The organism is uncultured Salinisphaera sp., from assembly GCF_964012375.1.
Classification (GTDB): domain Bacteria; phylum Pseudomonadota; class Gammaproteobacteria; order Nevskiales; family Salinisphaeraceae; genus Salinisphaera.
Genome location: NZ_CAXGSH010000073.1, coordinates 1 through 20966 on the forward strand (window position 1 = coordinate 1; position 20966 = coordinate 20966).

General features: G+C 64.3%; 18 protein-coding genes. 12 read left to right on the top strand and 6 right to left on the bottom strand.

What is annotated here, in order from left to right; all coding sequences use genetic code 11:
* Together ABNU97_RS12780 and ABNU97_RS12785 are read right to left on the bottom strand one after the other, a co-directional pair.
* Positions 1-1074: PepSY-associated TM helix domain-containing protein (locus ABNU97_RS12780; RefSeq protein WP_348767082.1), on the bottom strand; the 1074-nt coding region annotated here is incomplete at its 3' end.
* A gap of 400 nt (positions 1075-1474) precedes the next feature.
* Complete coding sequence (locus tag ABNU97_RS12785; protein ID WP_348767083.1) at positions 1475-3628, bottom strand: TonB-dependent siderophore receptor; 2154 nt, start codon at positions 3626-3628, stop codon at positions 1475-1477.
* A 194-nt stretch (positions 3629-3822) separates the two neighbouring features.
* On the opposite strand from ABNU97_RS12785, the gene ABNU97_RS12790 reads away from it, so the two are divergent.
* Together ABNU97_RS12790 and ABNU97_RS12795 are read left to right on the top strand one after the other, a co-directional pair.
* Entirely contained in the window at positions 3823-4281 is a 459-nt protein-coding gene (locus tag ABNU97_RS12790; protein ID WP_348767084.1) for a hypothetical protein, read from the top strand.
* Positions 4282-4398: 117 nt separating this feature from the next.
* The gene (locus tag ABNU97_RS12795; protein WP_348767097.1) at positions 4399-5556 is read left to right on the top strand and encodes a TraB/GumN family protein; all 1158 of its coding nucleotides are present in this window, start codon (positions 4399-4401) and stop codon (positions 5554-5556) included.
* A 236-nt stretch (positions 5557-5792) separates the two neighbouring features.
* Here the strand turns inward: ABNU97_RS12795 and ABNU97_RS12800 are convergent, their stop codons facing one another.
* Positions 5793-6854 (bottom strand): DUF429 domain-containing protein, encoded by a 1062-nt coding sequence (locus ABNU97_RS12800; protein ID WP_348767085.1) that lies wholly within the window; start codon positions 6852-6854, stop codon positions 5793-5795.
* 126 nt (positions 6855-6980) lie between these two features.
* On the opposite strand from ABNU97_RS12800, the gene ABNU97_RS12805 reads away from it, so the two are divergent.
* On the top strand, positions 6981-7997 hold the full coding sequence (locus ABNU97_RS12805; RefSeq protein WP_348767086.1) for an alcohol dehydrogenase: 1017 nt from the start codon (positions 6981-6983) through the stop codon (positions 7995-7997).
* A gap of 88 nt (positions 7998-8085) precedes the next feature.
* On the opposite strand, the gene ABNU97_RS12810 is transcribed toward ABNU97_RS12805, so the two are convergent.
* The gene (locus ABNU97_RS12810; protein ID WP_348767087.1) at positions 8086-8415 is read right to left on the bottom strand and encodes a VOC family protein; all 330 of its coding nucleotides are present in this window, start codon (positions 8413-8415) and stop codon (positions 8086-8088) included.
* Positions 8416-8421: 6 nt separating this feature from the next.
* On the bottom strand, positions 8422-8838 hold the full coding sequence (locus ABNU97_RS12815) for a hypothetical protein (protein WP_348767088.1): 417 nt from the start codon (positions 8836-8838) through the stop codon (positions 8422-8424).
* 189 nt (positions 8839-9027) lie between these two features.
* Between ABNU97_RS12815 and htpG the strand changes: the two genes are divergently transcribed.
* The 3 genes from htpG to ABNU97_RS12830 all read left to right on the top strand — a co-directional run bounded on the left by htpG (position 9028) and on the right by ABNU97_RS12830 (position 12177).
* Positions 9028-10947 carry a molecular chaperone HtpG gene (gene htpG, locus ABNU97_RS12820; protein ID WP_348767089.1) on the top strand — a complete coding sequence of 640 codons (1920 nt, stop codon included), beginning with the start codon at positions 9028-9030 and terminating at the stop codon, positions 10945-10947.
* A gap of 156 nt (positions 10948-11103) precedes the next feature.
* Positions 11104-11676 carry a hypothetical protein gene (locus tag ABNU97_RS12825; RefSeq protein ID WP_348767090.1) on the top strand — a complete coding sequence of 191 codons (573 nt, stop codon included), beginning with the start codon at positions 11104-11106 and terminating at the stop codon, positions 11674-11676.
* Between the two features lie 6 nt (positions 11677-11682).
* Entirely contained in the window at positions 11683-12177 is a 495-nt protein-coding gene (locus tag ABNU97_RS12830) for a DUF2489 domain-containing protein (RefSeq protein WP_348767098.1), read from the top strand.
* Positions 12178-12377: 200 nt separating this feature from the next.
* On the opposite strand, the gene ABNU97_RS12835 is transcribed toward ABNU97_RS12830, so the two are convergent.
* Positions 12378-14285 carry an ATP-binding cassette domain-containing protein gene (locus ABNU97_RS12835; protein ID WP_348767091.1) on the bottom strand — a complete coding sequence of 636 codons (1908 nt, stop codon included), beginning with the start codon at positions 14283-14285 and terminating at the stop codon, positions 12378-12380.
* Between the two features lie 147 nt (positions 14286-14432).
* Here ABNU97_RS12835 and rmuC point away from each other — a divergent pair, with 147 nt between their 5' ends.
* The 6 genes from rmuC (at position 14433) to ABNU97_RS12865 (ending at position 20843) form a co-directional block, all read left to right on the top strand.
* Positions 14433-15800 (top strand): DNA recombination protein RmuC, encoded by a 1368-nt coding sequence (rmuC, locus tag ABNU97_RS12840; RefSeq protein WP_348767092.1) that lies wholly within the window; start codon positions 14433-14435, stop codon positions 15798-15800.
* A complete protein-coding gene (gene moeB, locus ABNU97_RS12845; RefSeq protein ID WP_348767093.1) occupies positions 15790-16890 on the top strand; it encodes a molybdopterin-synthase adenylyltransferase MoeB in 1101 nt (366 codons plus the stop codon). Before rmuC ends, moeB begins: the two co-directional genes overlap by 11 nt.
* Positions 16891-17033: 143 nt before the next feature.
* Positions 17034-18740, top strand: coding sequence for a carbon starvation protein A (locus ABNU97_RS12850; protein WP_348767094.1), 1707 nt, complete (start codon positions 17034-17036; stop codon positions 18738-18740).
* Positions 18737-19234 (top strand): hypothetical protein, encoded by a 498-nt coding sequence (locus ABNU97_RS12855; RefSeq protein ID WP_348767095.1) that lies wholly within the window; start codon positions 18737-18739, stop codon positions 19232-19234. The genes ABNU97_RS12850 and ABNU97_RS12855 overlap by 4 nt, the downstream gene beginning before the upstream one ends.
* A complete protein-coding gene (locus ABNU97_RS12860; protein WP_293626578.1) occupies positions 19231-19491 on the top strand; it encodes a cory-CC-star protein in 261 nt (86 codons plus the stop codon). Before ABNU97_RS12855 ends, ABNU97_RS12860 begins: the two co-directional genes overlap by 4 nt.
* A 128-nt stretch (positions 19492-19619) precedes the next feature.
* Entirely contained in the window at positions 19620-20843 is a 1224-nt protein-coding gene (locus tag ABNU97_RS12865) for an ArsA family ATPase (protein WP_348767096.1), read from the top strand.
* The last annotated feature ends 123 nt before the right edge of the window (positions 20844-20966 follow it).

The following is a 20966-nucleotide window of genomic DNA, read 5'->3' on the forward strand; positions in this document are numbered from 1 at the left end:
GCGCAGGTACAGCAACAGGCCGGTGATAAAGAAAACCGGCAGCGAAAAGCTGGCGAGCATCATCACGATCACGCCCGGCGTGCCGAAGAAGGCCCCCATATGCAGCGCATAGAGGCTGGCCAGCAGCTGGTTGCCTGCGGGTTCGTCGGCAAACCGGGCCGCGCCGAGGATCGCGCCGCTGGTTGGATGCACGAACAGCTCGTCGTCGGCGTAGCGATGGAAGGCGTCGCCGGGCACGTAATGGATCTCCACCGGCGCGCGGGGGTCGTCCGGCAGGCGCATGAACACCGACTTTGCATCGACGAGCCGCGGCCCGACCGATGCCCACAACCGGTCGATATCGACGGTCTCGGCGGGCTGCTCGAGTTCGACCTGGGCAGCCGTGTCGCTTTCGAAAAGCGCCTTGCCCGCGTTTCGATACCAGTCGAACGACCACCACAGGCCGGTCAGCGATGCCAGCAGATAAGCCAGCAGCGCCCACAGGCCCAGCACGGCATGCCATTCGCCGGCGAGCTTGCCGCCGAGCGCGCGCGGCCATAGCCAACGCCAGCCCTGGCGCGGGCGTCGTTGCCAGCGAATCCACAGACCGCTGATCGAAAGCACGACCAGTGCGATCGTCGAGATGCCGACGATGAGCTTGCCGGTGGCACCCGCGGCCAGGCGCTGATGCAGCTGGCGAATCAGCCCGAACGTCCATTGGCCGCGCAGCATGCCGATCGGCTCGGCGGTGGTCGGATCGAGCATGGCGCGTTCGCCACGGCGGCCGGTCGTCTCCGGCGTGCGATAGCTCAGAAAGACGGGGTAGGGGCGATCCTGACGCCAGAACAGGCTGCTCACCGCGTGATCGGGATGTTCGGCTTCGTAACGTGCGACCAGAGCCGGCGGGCTCAGGCGCTCATTGCTCTGGTAGTGCGCGACCTGGTCGGCGTTGATCCATTCCAGGATGTCTTCCTGGAACGACATGAGGCCGCCGGTCACCCCGATGAGCATCAGCACCACGCCGGCGGTGATGCCGAGCAGCCAGTGCAGCTGAAAGATGGGGTCGAGCGCCCGTAGTCGGGCAAGGGGCGTCATGTGGACTGAACCGCGCTATGGGGCGCGCGGCGGCTGACCGCAGGCGGATTGCAGCCGCGTGTGCTGCACGGGCAGACGACTGCGTCCCGCGGGACGTGCGAGCAATACATGATGGTGGCCCCCGAATCTAATATCGGTCGACGACGGCCCGACGTTACCGATGACTGTTCATCCGGCGGTCATTAAAAGAGCGCGGCCCGATTCGGGCCGCGCAATCCACCGAGATGAAGGTTTCCCTCCGTTCCATCAGCAACCGCTTGGATGCAAATGCGAACGATTCTCATTTTATATAACAAAACGGGGAGTGCAAGCGCCGTGAGCAGGCGATTAGGTTGTGCGCAAATAAAAAGGCGGCCCCGAAGGACCGCCTTTCGCGGATATCCGCCGATATGGCCGACGCCTACTGCCAGCGATAGCTGACCGTGGCGGTCGTCTCGCGGCCGTAGCCGTAGTAGCAGAAGTTCGAGCTCAGGCAGGAGGCCACGTACTTCTTGTCGAACACGTTCTGCATGTTCAGGCCCACACGCCAGCCCTCGTAGGCCGGATCGAGGCCGCCCAGCTCGTAGTGCAGGGCGGCATCGGCCACCGTGTAGTCGGGCACCTGGTTTTCGTTGTCGTTACTGACCTGCTGCTCGCCGACATAGCGCACGCCGATGCCGCCGCCCGCGCCTTTCCAGGCACCGGCGGGTTGGGTGTAGTCGAGCCAAACCGAAGCCGTGTAGTCCGGGGTACGCTGGTATTCGTTGCCCTGGGTGCCGTCCTCGGCGCTGGTGATTTCGGAATCCAGATAGGCCGCGGCCAGCGACAGGTCCAGACCGTTGGCCAGGCTGGCCTTGGTATCGATCTCCAGGCCCCGTACCCGCACTTCACCGGTCTGCGAGCGCGTGCCGTCCGGCTGCAGCGAGCCGGTGACGTTGGTCTGCTTGAGCTCGAACGCGGACAGCGTGACCAGCGTATTGGTGCCCGGCGGCTGGAACTTCACGCCGCCTTCGTACTGCTCGCCCTCGGTCGGGTCCAGCACGTCGTTGCGGGTGCCGCTGGTCGCTGGTGACTGGAACGATTCGGTATAGCTCAAGAACGGCGCGATGCCGTTGTCGAAGGTATACAGCGTGCCCAGACGGCCGGTGAAGGCCCGGTCGGTGCGCGTATCGCGATTGCTGCCATCGGGGCCAAGGGCAGTGGTGTCGATTACGTCGTAACGACCGCCCGCGAGCATAGTCAGACGACCAATCTTGGCCTGATCCTGAAGATAGAAACCGACCTGATCCTGATCGAATTCGAAGCGATTGCGCTCGATTTCCGGAATGGTCTGGTCGTAGTCGGGGTTGTCGAGCGACAGCGTTGGCGGTGCGGTAGCGGTGCCAGGCTGCCCAAGTCCGTAGTAGCGATCGGCATCCAGATTCTGATAGTCGAAGCCGCCCAGCAGGGTGTGTTTGACCGGGCCGGTATCAACGTATCCGAGCAGCTGGTTGTCGATGAGAATGCCGTTGACGTTCTCCTGCGAGGCCGCCGTGCCACGAATGAGCGTGGTCTGGTCATCGCTCAGCCCGGCGCCGTAGACGCTGCGGTAATCGATTTCGGCATCGCGTAAACGAAAGTTCTGGCGAAACTGCAGGCTGTCGTTGAACCAGTGCGAGAACTCGTAGCCGAGCTGAACCGTCTTGCGGTCGAAGCTTTCGAAGTTCTCGTCGCCGTCGTAGAAGTCGCGCGGCAGCTTGCTGCCGTTGCTGAGCGGATCGACCGTACCTTGATACGGCAGCGCGCCGTAGGAGCCGGAATCCGGATCGTTGCGATACTTGGCCAGCAGGGTGAGCTCGGTCGCATCCGACAGGCGCAGTGTGAGCGACGGCGCGATGGAGAAGTTCGACGTCTCGACGGTCTTCTGCGGGCCGTTGCGCTGGCTGCCGGTGGCAACCACGCGGTACAGAGCATCGCCTTCTTCGTCGAGCGTGCCGCCGATATCGAAGCCCGCGCCCAGCCGGCTGTCGTTGCCGGTTTCGAGATAGAACTCGTTGGTCTGATCCTCGGTCGGACGCTTGGATACCAGGTTGATCAGCCCGCCCGGCGGCGTCTGGCCATAAAGCACCGATGCCGGCCCCTTGATGACCTCGACGCGTTCGAGCAGGTAGGGGTCGGTCTTGGGGATGGTATAGAAATAGCCCAGCTGCTTGAGCCCGTCGAGATAGGTATCGGGCTGGAAGCCGCGCAGCGTGAGCTGATCGTAGCGGCTGGCGACGTTGCCGCGTAGTTCCGGTACCACGCCGGATACATAGCGCAGCACCTGACGAATATCGCGTGCGTTCTGGGCCTGGATCTGGTCGGCGGCGATCACCGAAATCGACTGCGGCGTTTCGGCGATCGACGTGTCCGTCTTGGTGGCCGAACGCGTGCGCTTGGCGGTATACCCGTCCACGGGGCTGGTTGCCGTCTCCACCTCCGATTCTCCCTGAACCTGAATGGTGGAAAGCGTTTCGCTACCGGTCGTGCCCGTTGCGTCCTGCGCCAGCGTGATGCCGCTATACAGAAGGCCGGCGCCCAGGCTCGGCAAGAACACGAAGCCAAGCGCACGCGTTAGGCGTGTAGATGAATACCGCAAGATAATCCCCCAGGATATAAAGCCGAAGCCGAAGATTGTTATTGAGAACGATTCGCAATAATAGTGTGCAGTCGTCGCCTTGTATAGCGTTTGCGCTGACGCTCGCCCGCGAAACCGCTACCATCGTGAAAACCGTCTTTTGGAGAATCGTCGTGCAGCAGACATCGAGCTTCGTATCGGCCCGTTCGGGCGGTACCCGATATGCCGCCTTCGCGATCGCCGCCACCGTCGCGCTCGTGCTCGGCGGCTGTGGCAACAACGACGACGGCGAAAGCGCCGATAGCGCGACCGCGAAAGCCGAAACCGCCACGGCGAGCGGCTTTGCCGACGCCGATACCATTCGCGAACGGGTGATTGGCAATACCGTAACCGGCACCATGTCCCCCGAAAGTGCCTATACCGAGTTCTATGCCCCGGACGGCACGATTCGCGGGCCGGGCTATCAGGCACGCTGGACGATCGAAGACGATCAGATGTGCTTCGACTACGACGAGTCGCCGCAGATCGACTGCTACCGGGTGGCCATCGACGGCCGCGCGCTGGAATGGCATCGCCAGGGTGAAGTCGAAGGCAAGGGCACGCTCGTCGAGGGCAATCCGAACAACTTCTAGTGGCACCGCCGACATGAGGCGGTGGCATGCGCGCGCCCGAGAGCGCCGACAAGGTCAGATATGACGGAAATCGACAGCGCGGCCCACGCGCACAGCGGCGGCCCACGGCGCGTGGTCATGCGCGGCGAGCACCGATACACGCTGCTGGGCACCGCCCACGTCTCGCGCGCCAGCGCCGAAGAAGTGCAGCACGAAATCGAATCCGGCGACTACGACAGCGTCGCCATCGAACTCTGCGACGCTCGCCATGCCGCGCTCACCCGCGCCGGCGAACTCGAGCAGATGGATTTGTTCCAGGTACTGCGCCAGGGCAAGGCCGGCATGGTGGCGGCCAATCTCGCGCTGGGCGCCTATCAGCAGCGTCTGGCCGACCAGTTCGGCATCGAGCCGGGGGCGGAAATGCGCGCCGCGATCAATAGCTGTGCGGCGGCCGATCTGCCCCTCGAACTGGTCGATCGCAATATCGGTATCACCCTGAAACGGGTCTATCGGCGTATTCCCTGGTGGCAGCGCATGAGCACGCTGGGCGCGTTGTTCGCCAGCCTGCTGTCGCGCGAAAAGATCGAGGAATCCGATATCGAGCGGCTCAAGGAAGGCGACATGCTCGAATCGACCTTCAACGAGTTCGCCGCCGAATCCGCCACCATGCACGAAACGCTCATCGACGAGCGCGACCGCTATATGGCCGCCCAGCTGCTCAGGCTGGCACCGGCGCGGCATACGCTGGTGGTGGTCGGCGCCGGCCACTTGAAAGGCTTGGCGCACTATCTCGAAAACGGCATGGACGATCCGAACGCCGTGGTCGCCGAGCTCGATCGCGTGCCGCCCGGCGCGCGCTGGGTGAAATGGATTCCCTGGGTGGTGGTCGCGCTGGTGTTCACCGGCTTCGCGATCGGGTTTTCGCGCAGCGCGGGCCTGGGCCAGCAGATGGTGATCGAATGGGTGATCATCAACGGCGCGCTGTCCGCGCTGGGTGCAGCTGCGGCGCTTGCGCATCCGTTGACGGTGGTCACCGCCTTCATCGCGGCGCCGCTGACCTCGCTCAACCCCACCATTGGGGCCGGCATGGTCACGGCGGCCGCCGAGCTGTGGCTGCGCAAGCCGCGGGTGGGCGATTTCTCCACGTTGAAAAGCGACGTGACGAAAGCCACCGGCTGGTGGAAGAACCGCGTGTCGCGCACGCTGCTGGTGTTCGTGTTCTCCACCATCGGCTCGGCGGCGGGCACTTATATCGCCGGTTTTCGTATCGTCGGGCAGCTGTTCGGCGGCGGCTGAAGCGGTTTGCGGGGGCCGGTGCCGCCGCGCTTGGCCCGGGCGCGTAGGTTGGCTTAGGCCGAAGGCCGTAAGCCAACAAGAACTGCCGAGGGGGTGTTAGCAGCCGAGGGACGAGACGCGGCTTGGCTGCCGCGTTCCATGTTGGATTACGCTTCGCTAATCCACCTACGGCCTACGGTTCATACCGGGCATGCGTTCGTTTTGCGTGCGTTGGCGGACTGATGGCGCCGGCGCGTTCAATAGACGATACGCATCGGCAGATCCTCGCTGTCGTATTCCGGCGCTTCGGGCAGCGTGACGGCCTCGTCGTTGGCAATACGCTCGGCGGTGAACAGGCAGGCAAAGGCATCGGCGATATCGTCGTCGCCGGCCTGCTGCTTCGACACCAGGGCGCGAGCGTTGGCAAAGGCATCGCGGCCGAAGTGGGCGGCGATGAGTTCGCGTCGCTGGAGGTGGCCGGTGCTGCTGCGCTTGGGGTCGGCAAGCGCCTCGCCGCCGTTCATGGCCGCAAAGCTGACTTCGGGATGGGTTTCGTACAGACGCGCCTGCCAGTAGGCCGAACGGCGCAGCAGGTCGTCGAGTTCGCGAATCTTGGGCAGCAGGTTGTAGGTCTGGGCCGACAGGCGCTTGCCACAGTATTCGGCGTTGATGGCGCTGGCCTCGCCGTGATCGCGGCCGAGCAACGCCGCGCGTACCGGGGTTGGAAACACGCTGGTCGCGCGCCGGCCGGCCAATAGCTGGCGCGCGGCATGGTCGCAGCCGCGGGTCTGTTGTTCGTCGGCCAGGCCGATGGGCATGTCGATCGCGACCACGGCCGGAGCCAGGCGGTTGAGCAGGTTGGCCAGATCGCGGTCTACGAAGGCACCTTCGTGCGACACCGCGATCCAGCCGCCCGGACAGCCATCGATGCCCACGCATTCACGCAGCCGCCGCTTGTGGCGTCGGTACTCGGCCAGCGGCGTGGCGAACGACAGGGTATAGCCGTCCGGGTCGTGGATATGGAAATAGCGTTCGTCCCAGGGCGCATCGGCCGGCTCGAAATCCGGCTTGAGTCCTGCCGCGAGCGCCCGTTCGTACTGGGCATCGACGTCGTCGACATAAAATATCGTCAGGCCGCCGCCCGGCCGTGCCTTGTCCCCCGCGCTGAGGTTAAGAAAGCTCTCGCCGGCATGAAAGCTGGAAAAACCCGCCTCCTCGCCGCCGAATTTCAGCTCGAACCCCAGCCCCCGATAAAAGGCACAGCTGCGTGCCATGTCCGTCACGAACAGCGTGACGGCACTGATTTGACGTATCGACATGGCGAGATAGTGCGACGCCCTCGGATTGGAGGCAAGCACTGTATTTCGGACGGCGCCCGGCGGTGCGCTCGTCGCGCGGGGTGGTATGGTCGAAAGCGTTCAACCAAAACTCAGGAGCTGGGTGACATGGCGCAAATGAAGGTGGCTCAGATCAATGCGGCGGGCGGCGACTTCCAACTGGTCGATCGGCATATTCCCGATCCGGGCGCGGCCCAGGTTCGGGTTCGTATCGAAGCCTGCGGGATTTGTCATTCCGATGCCTTCGTCAAGGAAGGCGGTTTTCCGGGGCTCGATTATCCGCGCGTGCCCGGCCACGAAGTCGCCGGGGTGATCGACGCGGTCGGCGACGATGTCGACCACTGGCAGGTGGGCCAGCGCGTGGGCGTGGGCTGGCATGGTGGGCATTGTTTTGCCTGTGACTCCTGCCGGCGCGGCGATTTCGTCACCTGTGCCCATCAGCAGATCTGCGGCATTTCCTACGACGGCGGCTACGCGGAATACATGATCGCGCCGGCCGAGGCGCTGGTTGCCATTCCCGATGCCCTGTCCTCGGTCGCGGCCGCACCGCTGCTGTGTGCCGGGGTGACCACCTACAATGCGCTACGCAACTCGGGCGCGCAGCCCGGCGACGTGGTGGCGGTGCTCGGCGTGGGCGGGCTGGGGCATCTGGCCGTTCAATATGCCTATGCGATGGGCTTTCATACCGTCGCCCTGTCGCGTGGAACCGACAAAAAGGAGCTCGCGCTCGACCTCGGCGCGGATACCTATATCGATACCGAAGCACAGGACGCCGCCGAGGCACTGCAGGCGCTTGGCGGCGCGCGGGTGATTCTGGCCACTGCCCCGAACCCCAAGCTGATGAGTTCGGTTATCGACGGGCTGGGCGTGAACGGCCAGCTGCTGGTGGTGGGGGCTTCGCCCGAGCCGATCGAGGTATCCCCGTTCCAGCTGCTCATGGCACGGCGCAGCGTGGCCGGGCATCCGAGCGGTGCGCCCCAGGATTCCCAGGACACGCTGGGTTTTTCGGCGCTGCGCGATATCGAAACCCGGATCGAGACCTATCCGCTGGCCGAGGTCAACGAAGCCTATGCCCGCATGATCAGCAACGAAGCGCGTTTTCGCGTGGTGTTGACGATGGGCTGAGGCGTACGCATGCGGGGCGCGGCGTAGCTGTCGCGCCCCTGGATATCGGCATGGGGTGCCGGCTTAGTCGAAATCGACAAGCGTCGCCCTACGACGCCGGTTCACGCAGCTCGACCTTGCGGCCATCCGGATCGCGCACGATATAAATCCGTGTGCCATCGAATTCGCGCGTGGTGGTTTCCGGCGCCTGCGCTAGCGATTGCGGTACGTGTTTTACCCTAAAGCCCAGGCGGGTGTTGCCGAGTGCTTCGTTCGCCGCCGCCGGGTATAGCTCGAATACGAAACCAGCGTCCTCGGCGGCATAGTGACGCGGCCCGGTGCCGTGTTTTTCCGCGACGAAGCGAAAGCCGAGGCTTTCGTAGAACTGACGGCTCGTTTCCAGCTGCTGGCAGCGCAATACGAGCAGGTCGAGTTGCATGGGGGCCTAGAACAGCGACTGCTGCGGATCGGGCCGATAGGCGCCAAAGCGGCCGAATTGCTCGCAGGCGCGCGCCAGATGGTTGGCGATGCTCGACAGCGCGGTGATATCGGCAAAGTCGAGTTCGGCGATCAGGCCGTGCACCCGCTCGCGCTCGTTATCGGAGGCCGCCTGCAGCGCCGTGGTGAGCAGGGTCTGATCCAGCGGCTCGAAGCGCTCCGGATATTTCCAGGCCACGAGTTCGGCCGGTCGATCGAGCTGGGCGGCAAAGGCCTGATCGTGCAGTAGCCGGGCCGCGGTTTGCAGGTCCGCGCCGTGGCCGGCCGCGTGCTGGCGCCGGGCGAACTCCTGGCAGGCCTCGGCGTCCACGCTCGCCATGCCGGCCAGCAGGCTGTTCATGGGGGTGTCTTCGGTATAGGCCATGGGCACGCCGGCTGAAAACTGGGAGCGCGCATCATCCGGACACGGGCCCGTGAGTGCAAGGGCCGAATGCCGCTGTGCAGCACGTAGCGCTTGAAAACGGCGTTGACGGGCCACACTCAAGGCTATCAAGGCGATAGTTTGTCGAGTGATCGCCGCCCATACACCGTTCAACAACGATTCAATACCGCCATGAGCGAAAACCAGAACACCGAAACCCGTGGCTTTCAGGCCGAGGTCAAGCAGCTGCTGCAGCTGATGATCCATTCGATGTATTCGAACAAGGAGGTCTTCGCCCGCGAGCTGATCTCCAACGCCTCCGACGCGCTGGATACGCTGCGCTTCGAGGGTCTGAAGAACGATGCCCTGTTCGAAAACGATCCCGAACTCAAGATCTGGATCGATTACGACAAGGACGCCCGTACCGTCACTATCGGTGACAGCGGCATCGGCATGACCCGCGAGCAGGTCATCGACCGCTTGGGCACCATCGCCAAGTCCGGCACGCGCGCATTCCTGGATTCGCTTTCCGGCGATGAGAAAAAAGACGCGCATCTGATCGGCCAGTTCGGTGTCGGTTTCTATTCGGCCTTCATCGTCGCCGAAAAGGTCGTGGTGGATACCCGCCACGGCGGCGAATCCGAAGGCGTGCGCTGGACTTCGGACGGCGGCGGCGAGTACACGCTGGAAGCCAGCGACAAGGAAAAACGCGGTACCGAAGTCACGCTGCATCTGCGCGAAGGCGAGGACGAGTTCCTCGACGACTGGCGTCTACGCCATCTCGTGCGCACCTATTCGGACCATATCGCCTTCCCGATCATGATGCGCGAGCAACTGTCCGAGGAAGACGAGAAAGAGGGCAAGGAAGCCGGCTGGGAACAGGTCAACCGCGGTGCGCCGCTGTGGACCCAGCCCAAGTCCGAAATCTCGGCCGAAGACTATGCCGAGTTCTACAAGCACACCTGCCACGACTACGAAGACCCGCTGACCTGGACCCACAACAAGGTCGAAGGCAGCCAGGAATATACGAACCTGCTCTATATTCCCAAGCGCGCGCCCTATGACCTGTTCGACCCGAACGGCAAGGCGCACGGCGTGAAGCTGTACGTGCAGCGCGTGTTCATCATGGACGATGCCGAGAAGCTCATGCCGCGCTATATGCGCTTCGTGAAGGGCGTCATCGATTCCAATGACCTGCCGTTGAACGTCTCCCGAGAAATCCTGCAAAACAACCAGCTGTTGGACAAGATTCGGGCCGGCTCGGTGAAGAAGGTGCTCGGCCTGCTCGAGTCGATGGCCAGGGACGACGAAGAGCCCGAGAAGTACAAGACGTTCTGGAACGAATTCGGCCAGGTGCTGAAAGAAGGCATCGTCGAAGACCACGAAAACCAGGCCAAGATCGCCAAGCTGCTGCGCTTCAAGACCACCCGCGACGAAAGCGCGGATCCGGGCGTAGCGCTGGACGAGTACATTGCCCGCATGGCCGAAGGCCAGGACAAGATCTACTACATCACCGCGGACACGCTGGCCGAGGCCAAGCACAGCCCGCATCTCGAAATCTTCAAGAAGAAGGATATCGAGGTGCTGCTGCTCACCGACCGCGTCGATGAATGGGTCATGGCCCATATGACCGAATACGAAGGCAAGACCTTCCAGTCGGTTGCCAAGGGTGCGCTCGATCTCGGCGATGCCGAAACCGAGGAAGAAAAGGCCGAACAGGCCAAGCTCGAAGAGGAATCCAAGGACCTGGTCGAGCGCGTCAAGAAGGCGCTGGGCGAACGCGTAAACGAAGTGCGCGTGACCCATCGTCTGACCGATTCGCCCGCCTGCCTGGTGGCTGACGAGCACGGTATTTCGGCGCATCTGGAACGGATTCTCAAGGAAGCCGGTCAGGAGATGCCCAATACCGCGCCGCATCTGGAAATCAACCCGACGCACCCGCTGGTCGAGAAGCTCGCCAGCGAGCAGGGCGAAGACGAGTTCGATGCCTTTTCGCAGCTGCTGTTCGAACAGGCCGTGCTGGCTGAAGGCGGCGAACTGGACGATCCGGCCACGTTCGTGCGCCGCATGAACCAGATGCTGCTGGCGGTATCCAAGGGCGCGGCCGCCTAGGGCCTGTGTACCGGCCGCAAGTCGGTTGGTATGAACGACATACGACCCCGCTGTACACGAGGCCCGCATCCGCGGGCCTCGCTCGTTTGCTACGTTGCAGGCATAGTGCGTGTTAGATGCACGAGTGGGTTCGAGCAACAACGAGGTAGAACGAACATGGCACGACATCTTTGGACTTGTGCGGCGCTTGGTTTGCTGGCGCTTTGTATTGCGCCCCTGGCTTCGGCCCAGACGGTCTCGATCGGCGGCACCAGCCTGGAACTTGGCGCCTCGCGTGCGGATACGCTGGCCATCGCCAATGCCCATTTCAATACGGTGCCGGCCCAGGCCGAGGGCCAGTACATGCTCTTTCCCAAGCAGGGCCCCGTGATCGTCGGCCGCGACACCTACGGCAAACCGGTGGGTACGCTGACCATTCGCGATGATCGGCTCACCCGCGTGTCGCGCAATCTCGGCTCGTTTCGAAGCGAAGACGGCGAACAGGCCATCGAGAATCTGATCGCCACCTTCGCACGTGCGCCCAATCAGGGCGATACGCCTGCAGTTCGCACCGATACCGGTGTCAGCGGCGACGCCAGTACCTCGCGCGTGTACTTCAGCTATCCGGATCGCGCGATTCAGATCGTGCTCTACCGGCCGAACAATCGCTCCGGCCTGGCGACGATCGATATCACCGAGCAGTACGCACTGCGTCCCGGTACGGTCGGCAACGCTCGCAAGCAGCGCTAGGCGGTGATGGGCTGGCTCGCCGCGCTTGCGGTCGTCGTGGTGGTGGCACTCGCCGGCTATGCCGGCTGGCTGTGGTGGCGCGTGCTCAATCAGCAAAAAGAGCGCGAAACCCACAACGCGGCGGTTCTCGCCGAAACCGAGGCCGACCTGGAACACAGCATGGCCATCATTGCCGACAGCCTGCTTACCGGCGAGCTGAATCTCTCCGAAGGCGCGATACGGCTCAAGGTACTGCTTGACCACTACCACGCGCCGGGTGGCGCCCAGGCCGATTATCCGGCGATCTACAGCCTGTTTCTGTCCACGTCCAACATGCCGCGCGGTGAAGCACGCGATGCCTGGCCGCGTGCCGAGATACGGCGTATGGATCGTGAACGCGAAATGCTCGAAGTGGCGGCCAGGGATGCCGTGCTCGACGAAGCGGCCCGACTGCGTCAGCGCTTCGGGGTGCCCAGCGGCCGGGAAGGGCTGGCGTCGGCGCGGCCGGTTGACGCCGCCTGACGGCCGCCGGTCAAATGGTGACCGGTCGAAAGTCTCTGATGTCGGGCTAGGATCTGCCTGAAGCGCAGGGCCGAAGGGACGCGCTATATTTTTCCGCAATCCGGCGTTGCAGCGCGCTCATGTAGCTTCGCTACACAACGCGCACTGCGCTTTCCATTCGAATTGTTGCGGAACAAACGCACGAAGCGGCTTGCCGCGAATCAGCCCTGGCGCGCCTCCAAAGCTTCCCACCGCTCCAGGGCGTTTTCCAGATCGCTCTGCGCCTTGCCCAACGCTTCGGTCTTGCGTTTGATCTCGTCGGCCGGGCGATCGTAGAAGCCGGATTCACCGAACTCGGCCTCGAAGCCTTCGATTTTCGTTTCCAGCTTTTCGATCGTGTCCGGCAGGGTGCGCAGCTCCTTGCGCTCGGCGCTGCTCAGCGGATTGGCCGGCTTGGGCTTGGGTGCGGGCTGGGCAGCCTGGGCGGCGGGTTTGGCCTTCTTGTTCGCTGCCGGCGCGGGCTCGGCCGCGCGCGGACGCTGGCGTAGCCAGTCGGTATAGCCGCCGACATAGTCATTGACCTCGCCGTTGCCTTCGAACACGAGGCTGCTGGTGACCACGTTGTCCAAAAAAGCACGATCATGCGAAACGAGCAGCAGGGTGCCTTCGTAGCTCATCAGCCGTTCTTCGAGCAGCTCCAGGGTTTCCACGTCGAGATCGTTAGTGGGCTCGTCCATGATCAGCAGATTGGCTGGGCGGGTGAACAGCTTGGCCAGCAGCAGCCGGTTGCGTTCACCGCCGGAGAGCACGTGCGTGGGGCTGCGCGCGCGCTTGGGCGAGAACAGAAAGTCCTGCAGATAACTCATCACGTGCCGGTCCTGGCCGTTGATGGTGATCGAGGAGCGTCCCTGCGCCACGTTGTCGAGCACGCTGATGGAGTCGTCGAGCGCGGCGCGATGCTGGTCGAAATGGGCGATATCGAGATTGGTGCCCAGCTTGATGGTGCCGGCATCGGGCTCGATACGGCCGAGCAGCAGGTTGATGAGCGTGGTCTTGCCGCAGCCGTTGGGGCCGATGATGCCGACCTTGTCGCCGCGCTGGATCACCGTCGACAGATTGTTGACGATCGGTTTTTCGTTGCCGGCGTCGCGCCAGGTGTAGGCCAGGTTTTCGGCCACGATCACATGCTTGCCCGAACGTGCGGCGTCCTGGGTGACGATGTTGGCCGTGCCGCCGCGTTCACGACGTTCGGCACGCTCGGCGCGCATGGCCTTCAAGGCACGAACACGGCCTTCGTTACGGGTACGCCGGGCCTTGATGCCCTGGCGAATCCAGACTTCTTCCTGGGCAAGGCGCTTGTCGAACAAGGCGTTGGCCTTCTCTTCGTCGGCCAGCATCTTTTCCTTGCCCTCGATGAAGCTGTCGTAGTTGCCGGGCCAAGAGGTGAGCTTGCCGCGATCCAGGTCAATGATGCGGGTGGCCAGATTCTTCAAAAACGCGCGGTCATGGGTAATGAACAACAGCGCGCCGTTCCAGGCCAGCAGCATCTCCTCGAGCTGGGCGATAGCGCTGATATCCAGATGGTTGGTGGGCTCGTCGAGCAGCAGCAGGTCGGGCTCCTGCACCAGCGCACGGGCCAGCAGCACGCGGCGTTTCTGCCCGCCCGACAGGGCTTCGAACTGCCAGTCGGCGTCCAGATTGAGGCGCGATAGGGTAGATTCGACCTGGGGCGCGAGCGTCCAGCCGTCCATGGCCTCGACCCGGGCCTGGGCCTTGGAGAAGGCGTCCATCACGTCCTCGCCGGCCGACAGGCGCGCGGTCAGCTCGTGAAAGCGGGCCAGCGCCGCACCGACATCGCCCAGGCCGCCGGCGACCACGTCGAACACGGCCCCCGCGGTACCGGCCGGCACCTCCTGTTCGAGCCGTGCGATACGCAGATCCGGCTTCTGCTCGCGAATGACCTCGTCCGGCTCGATCTCCTGCGAAACGATCCGCATGAGCGTGGACTTGCCGGTGCCGTTACGCCCGACCAGCGCCACGCGTTCGCCGCGATCGATGCTCAGTTCGGCATCGTCGAGCAGGGGATGGGTGCCGTAGGCCAGACGCAGGTTGCGCAGTTGCAGGATCATGGGCGCGACCATATCGCGAGCTGGGAAATCGAGGCGCGTATTGTACGCCCTGGCGGGCGCCCCTGTTGGGCAGCAGCGCGGCGATCGACGCTGCGGGTTTAGACTGGCGTCTTTAGTTTTGGAACCGCGAAGATCATCCCCTCCACGATGACATCCGATAGCACCCTATATCTTGGCTGTGCCCTGTTGGCCGGCGCGCTGCTGGGCGGCGTGTTCGTGTGGCTCTGGGCGCGTTCGAAACAGGCCCAGCTGGTCGCCGACCGGGCCAGCGCGCAGCGCGAAGCCGATAGCCGGGCAGCCGAACTGGCCGAGACCCGCGCCGCGCTCGATGATGCACGCGCCGAAAACGCACGGCTGGAAACCCGGCTGGACGGCGAACGGCGCCATGCCGAGGACAAGCTCAAGACGCTCACCGAAGCACGCGAAGCACTGACCCACCAGTTCAAGACGCTGTCGCAGGAGATTCTGGAAGAAAAAAGCCGGGCTTTTACCGAGCAGAACAAGGCCAGCCTGGAACCGTTGATCAATCCGCTGCGCGAGCATATCGGCCGCTTCGAGAAACAGGTGCGCGAAGCCTACGATCAGGAAAATCGCCAGCGCTCGGCGCTGGCCGAGCAGGTGCGGCTTCTGGAGCAGTCGAACAAGGCCATTGCCGAGGATGCGACCAATCTCGCCAATGCGCTGCGCGGCGAATCCAAGACCCAGGGCAACTGGGGCGAGATGATTCTGGAAACCGTGCTCGAGCGCTCGGGGCTGGAAAAAGGCGTGCAGTACGAAACCCAGTTTGCCGCCACGACCGAGGACGGCAATCGCCAGCTGCCGGATGCGGTCGTGCATCTGCCCGAACAGCGCAGCATCGTGGTCGATGCCAAGGTGTCGTTGACCGCCTATCTGCGCGTACACGAGGCCGAAGACGAAACCACGCGCCGTGCCGCGCTGGCCGACCATGTGGCTTCAGTGCGCCGTCATCTGAAAGGTTTGTCGGCCAAGAACTATCAGAACATCGACCGTATCGAAACACTCGACTACGTGTTCATGTTCATCCCCTCGGAAGCAGCCTATGTCGAGGCGCTACGCGGTGATTTCGATCTGCAGCGCGAGGCCCTGGACGCCAACATCGCGCTGGTTTCGCCGACCACGCTCATGCCCATGCTGCGGGCGATCGCCAATCTCTGGAAGCTTCAGCAGCAGGAAGAAAACGCGGCCGAGATCGCCAATAAAGCCGGCGCGCTCTACGACAAGTTCGTAGGCTTCGTGGACGATCTGGACAAGCTCGGCCGCGCCATGGATACCGCCAACAAGGCCTTCGACGGCGCGCGCAACAAGCTGGTCAGCGGGCGCGGCAATATCGTGCGGCGTAGCGAACAGTTGAAAAAGATGGGCGCGAATACCAGCAAGTCGATCGGTGCGGGCTGGACGCGCCAGGCCGAGCTGGGCGCCGCAGCCGACCTGGATGGAGCGATCGAAGACGATCGCGACGACAACGACGACCTGGACGAACGCCATGAGCCTTAAAGACGAGCTTGCAGCGCTGCGTGAGCGCATCCCGCCGGTCAGCGCCGAGCGCGCGGCCGAGCTGGCACGAGACGGCGCGCTGCTGGTGGATATTCGCGAGGCCGACGAAATCGCCCAGGGCACGCCGGTTGGGGCGAAGCCGCTGGGCCGTGGTTTTCTGGAAATGCGTCTCGAACAGCAGGTCGGTGATCCGAACCATACGATTCTGCTGCTGTGTGCCTCGGGCTCGCGTTCGCTGTTGGCCGCCGATCAACTCACGCGACTGGGCTATGGCGACGTACGCTCGGTCGAGGGCGGCTTCGATGCCTGGAAGGACGCCGGGCTGGCGTTCGAAACGCCTGCGATGCTGGATAACGCCGATCGGGCCCGCTATGCGCGCCAGCTCACGCTGCCGGAAGTCGGTGAGGCAGGGCAAACAAAGCTGCGCGATGCGCGCGTGCTGATCATCGGCGCGGGCGGGCTGGGTTCGCCGGCGGCCTATTATCTGGCCGCGGCCGGGGTGGGGCATATCGGCATCGTCGATCACGACGTGGTCGATCGTTCCAACCTGCATCGTCAGATCCTGCATCGCGATGCCAGCGTGGGCCAGCCCAAGGTGCGTTCGGCCATGGCCAGCCTGAGCGCGCTCAACCCGAGCATCGATATCGAGCCGATCGAAACGCGGGTGAGCGCAGATAACGCGGCCGAGCTGGTGGCCGGCTACGATCTGGTCGTCGACGGCAGCGATAACTTCAGCGCGCGCTATGCCATCAACGACGCCTGCGTGGCTGCGAACATTGCGCTGGTGTATGGCGCGGTGGAGCGCTTTTCCGGCCAGGTCGGGGTATTCCCGGCCGGCGGCCAGCCCTGCTATCGCTGCCTGTTCGCCAGCGCGCCGCCGGCCGGGGCGGCGCCGACCTGTGCCGAAGCCGGCGTGCTGGGCGTGGTGCCCGGTCTGGTGGGCACCCTGCAGGCGCTGGAGGCCATCAAGCTTATCGTCGGCATGGCGGATACGCTCTCCGCGCGGCTGCTGACTTTGGATGCCCGCACCCAGCGCTGGCACAGCCTGCAGGTTCCGGCCGACCCGAGCTGCGTCGCCTGCGGCGGGTGAGACGGGCGATATCCGCTCGGCCTTTGACACACCGGGGCAATAACGACCGACGATAGTCGACTATCGTCGAGGTCGGGCGCGTTGCTAGCATTTGCCGACTGTACAGCGCCCGAACGCGGGGCGCGAAAGCGTGGGGAGACGATATGCCGGCCTTTCTTCTAATCGTGATCACGCTGGTGGCGTTCTATTTCGCCTACAAGTTCTACTCGCGCTATCTGGCAGAAAAGGTCTATCGGCTCGATCCGAACTTCGTCACCCCGGCGCATGCCATGCGCGACGGCGTGGACTTCGTTCCTACCCACAAGCATGTACTGCTTGGCCATCACTTCACCTCGGTGGCGGGTGCGGCGCCGATCGTAGGCCCGGCGATTGCGGTCTACTGGGGCTGGCTGCCGGCACTCACCTGGGTGATTCTGGGCACGATCTTCGCGGCCGGCGTGCACGACTTCGGCTCTATCGTCGTCTCCGCGCGCAACCGCGGCCAGAATATCGGCACCCTGTCCGGCAAGGTGGTGTCGGCGCGCGCGAGTACGCTGTTTCTGCTCATCATCTTCTTCTTGCTCACGCTCGTGAACGCGGTGTTCGGCGTGGTCATGGCGATTCTGTTCGAAAAGAATCCGGGCGCGGTGGTACCGGCGCTGATCGTGATCCCGATCGCCGTGTTCATCGGCCAGTGGGCCTATCGCATGGGCCGATCGATCGTGATCCCGTCGATCCTGGGGCTGTTGCTGCTCTATGCCGCAATCCCGGTCGGCCAGGCCTATCCGATCTACGTCGACGGGCTGGCCGAGGCGGTCGGGCTGTCGGTGCGCACGACCTGGATCATCCTGATCTTTGCCTATACCTGGATTGCCTCACGGCTGCCGGTGTGGGTGCTGCTGCAGCCGCGCGATTACATCAACGGCCAGCAGCTCATCGTCGCGTTGGCGGTGATCTTTCTCGGTGTACTCATCGGCTGGGATACGATCAGCGCGCCGGCGGTCAACGAAGTCGCGCCGAATTCGCCGCACTGGTTCCCCTATCTGTTCATCACCGTGGCCTGCGGGGCGATTTCCGGCTTCCACAGCCTGGTTGCGTCCGGGACCACCTCGAAACAGCTGGGTAACGAAACCGAGGCGCGTTTCGTCGGCTACGGCGGCGCGCTGGGCGAAGGCGCACTGGCGCTGGCCGCGATTCTGGCCTGTACCGCGGGTCTCGGCGCGGCCGGTGACTGGAACGCCGCGTACGCTGATTTCGGCGCGGCCTCCGGCGGCGCGCTCGGCCATTTCGTGACCGGCACCGGCCACTTTCTGAGCAACCTCGGCATCCCGGCAACGCTGGGCGCGACGTTCGCGGCGGTGGTGGTCATCACCTTCGCCGGCACCACCATGGATACCGGGGTGCGCCTGCAGCGCTATATCCTGGAAGAGATCGCAGAGCTGGCCGGGGTCAAGGCACTGGTGGGCCGGGTCAATCTGCTTACCACGCTCGCCGTGCTGATTCCGCTGGGGCTGGCACTGCTGCCCGGCGGCGACAGTTCCGGCGGCAAGGGTTTTGCCTTCGGCCGTCTGTGGACGCTGTTCGGTACCACCAACCAGCTCACCGCCGGGCTCGCGCTGTCGATCATCGGCGTATGGCTGCTGGCCCGCAATCGCAACCCGCTGGCAGCCCTGATTCCGCTGGTGTTCCTGCTGTTCATGACCACCTGGGCGCTGCTGCTCAACCTGGGCGACTTCTTTGCCAAGGGCGACTGGCTGCTGCTGGTGATGGATGCCGCGATCTTCGTGCTCGCGGCCTGGCTGGTGGTAGAAGCGTTCACGGCGTTCAACCGCGAACGTCGCAACCCGAGCGCGGCCGCCGAGGAATCGTGAGTTCGGCGTCCGTCGTCGACCCTGCCGTGCGCGGCAGGCTGGCGGGCGGGCGCGTGCACCAGGTGATTCTGGTGCGCGAACAGGATGCCCAACATAGCGGCTCGGGTTGCTGTGGCCGGCTGGGCGAACGCCATACGGCGCTCGGCGGCGCCGCCGATTTCAGCCACAGCCGGGCACGCATGGAACAGGTCGGCGAGATCTATCGCGCACTGGCCGCCGCCGTGCCGGATCTGGAACTGACCGTGGTCGACCCGCGGAATCTGGTCTGGCTCTACCCTGCGGTCTGGCGGGCCGCCCGTGCCCATGGCGCGGGCGTATTGACCGCGCTGCGGGCCGTGGCCCGGGCGGGCGCGCCGGTGGCCGTGGTCGTGGACGGCAATACGCTCTATTCGGGCCGCCTGCCCGATACGCAGACCGTGATGGCCGCCGTGCTGGCAAGGGTGCAACAGCCTTCGCCGGCTCGACCCACCGCAGACGCGCAGCGACAGCCATGACCGACAAGAGCCTCTGGCAACGTTTTTCCGATTATCACGACGAACTGTTCATGGCGCCCTGGCGTGCCGGCATCGCCCGCGAAGCGCGTTCGGAAGAAGATGTGCTGGTGGCGCTGTTGTTTCTCGAGGCCCTGGGTATTCCCGGGCCCGCCGACTACTATGCCCTCGAGCTCTATCCCGACCTGATCGAGGCCTTTCATCGCTGGCATCAGCGCATGGGTATGGAAACGTTTCCCGAAGCGGGCGTTTGCTGCTGAGCCAAGGCCTGCCCGGGCGCGGTGACGGTCTGCCTGCCGGGCCCGCATGGCGCGAAACGCCTGCCTGCAAGCACCGTTGTACCTCTAGCTAGGCCCCGTAACGCCCGGCCGACTGGCAGACTATCGCCATGGCGCACTCGCATACACATCGCAACGATCTGCCCACGCGGTTCTATCTGTTCGGCGGCAAGGGCGGGGTCGGCAAGACCACGCTTGCCGCGGCCAACGCGCTGCGGCTGGCGGCCGCTGGCGAGCGTACGCTGCTGGTATCGACCGATCCGGCACACTCGGTGTCCGACCTGCTCGAAACGCGACTGAGCGGAGAGCCGAGCGCGGCGGGCGACAATCTCTGGGCGATGGAAATCGACCCCGAGGCCGATGCGAAGGCCTACGTCGAGGGCATTCGCGAGGATGCGGAATCCGCGGTGTCCAAGGCGGTGCTGCCGGCGCTCGACCGGCACCTGAAGCTGGCCGTCCAGGCACCGGGCACGGCGGAATCGGCCTTGTTCGACCGCTTCACCCGGATCATGGAATGGTGTCCGCAGCGTTTCGACCGGGTGGTGTTCGATACCGCGCCCAGCGGCCATACGCTGCGTTTGCTTACGCTGCCCTCCATGCTGGGCGCCTGGGTGGAAGGTCTGCAGGCCCAGCGCGCCAAGGTCAACAAGCTTCAGGGCATGTGGCGTTCGATGGCCGGGGTGAGCGAGCCCGAGCGCGAAGATCGCGTGCTCACGCGCCTGCGCCAGCGTGCCGAACGCTTCGCCCAGGCCCGTCAGCGCCTGCACGACGAATCGGTTTTCCATCCGGTGCTGCAGGCCGAACGGCTGCCGATCGAGGAAACAGCACGGGTCATCGAACAGCTGAGCGATACGCATATCCCGGTGGGCGCGCTGTACGTGAATCGGCTCTGGCCGGCCGATGCGAGCAGCGCCTTCGTGACTGAGCGTGTGGCCCAGCAGAACGAATACCTCACCGAGATACGGCAGCGCTTCGCCGGCCATGAACTCATCGAGGTCGCTCAGAGTGCACGCGATATCGTTGGCCGCGATCAGCTCGATGCGCTGGCCGAGCGCCTGGGGCTGACGGATCACCTCTCGAAATACCCCGAGCAACTGTCCGGCGGGCAGCAGCAGCGCGTCGCCATCGGGCGGACACTGGCGATGAAGCCCGATCTGGTCCTCGCGGACGAACCCACGGGCAACCTTGACGAGGAAACCGGCGGCCGCGTGGTTACGCTGATGCTGGAGCTCGTGGCCGAAACAGGCGCCGCGCTGCTTTGCGCGACCCATTCGCTGTCGCTGGCAGACCGGATGGATCGGCGCCTGACCCTGTCGCGGGGGCGGGTGACGTGATCGCGGTGACGCTTCGGGCGCTTCTGTCGCATTGGTGGCGCCGCCCGTTCCAGCTGGTGACTCTCATGGTGGGGCTGGCCACGGCGACCGCCCTCTGGTCCGGGGTTCAGGCCATCAATGCCG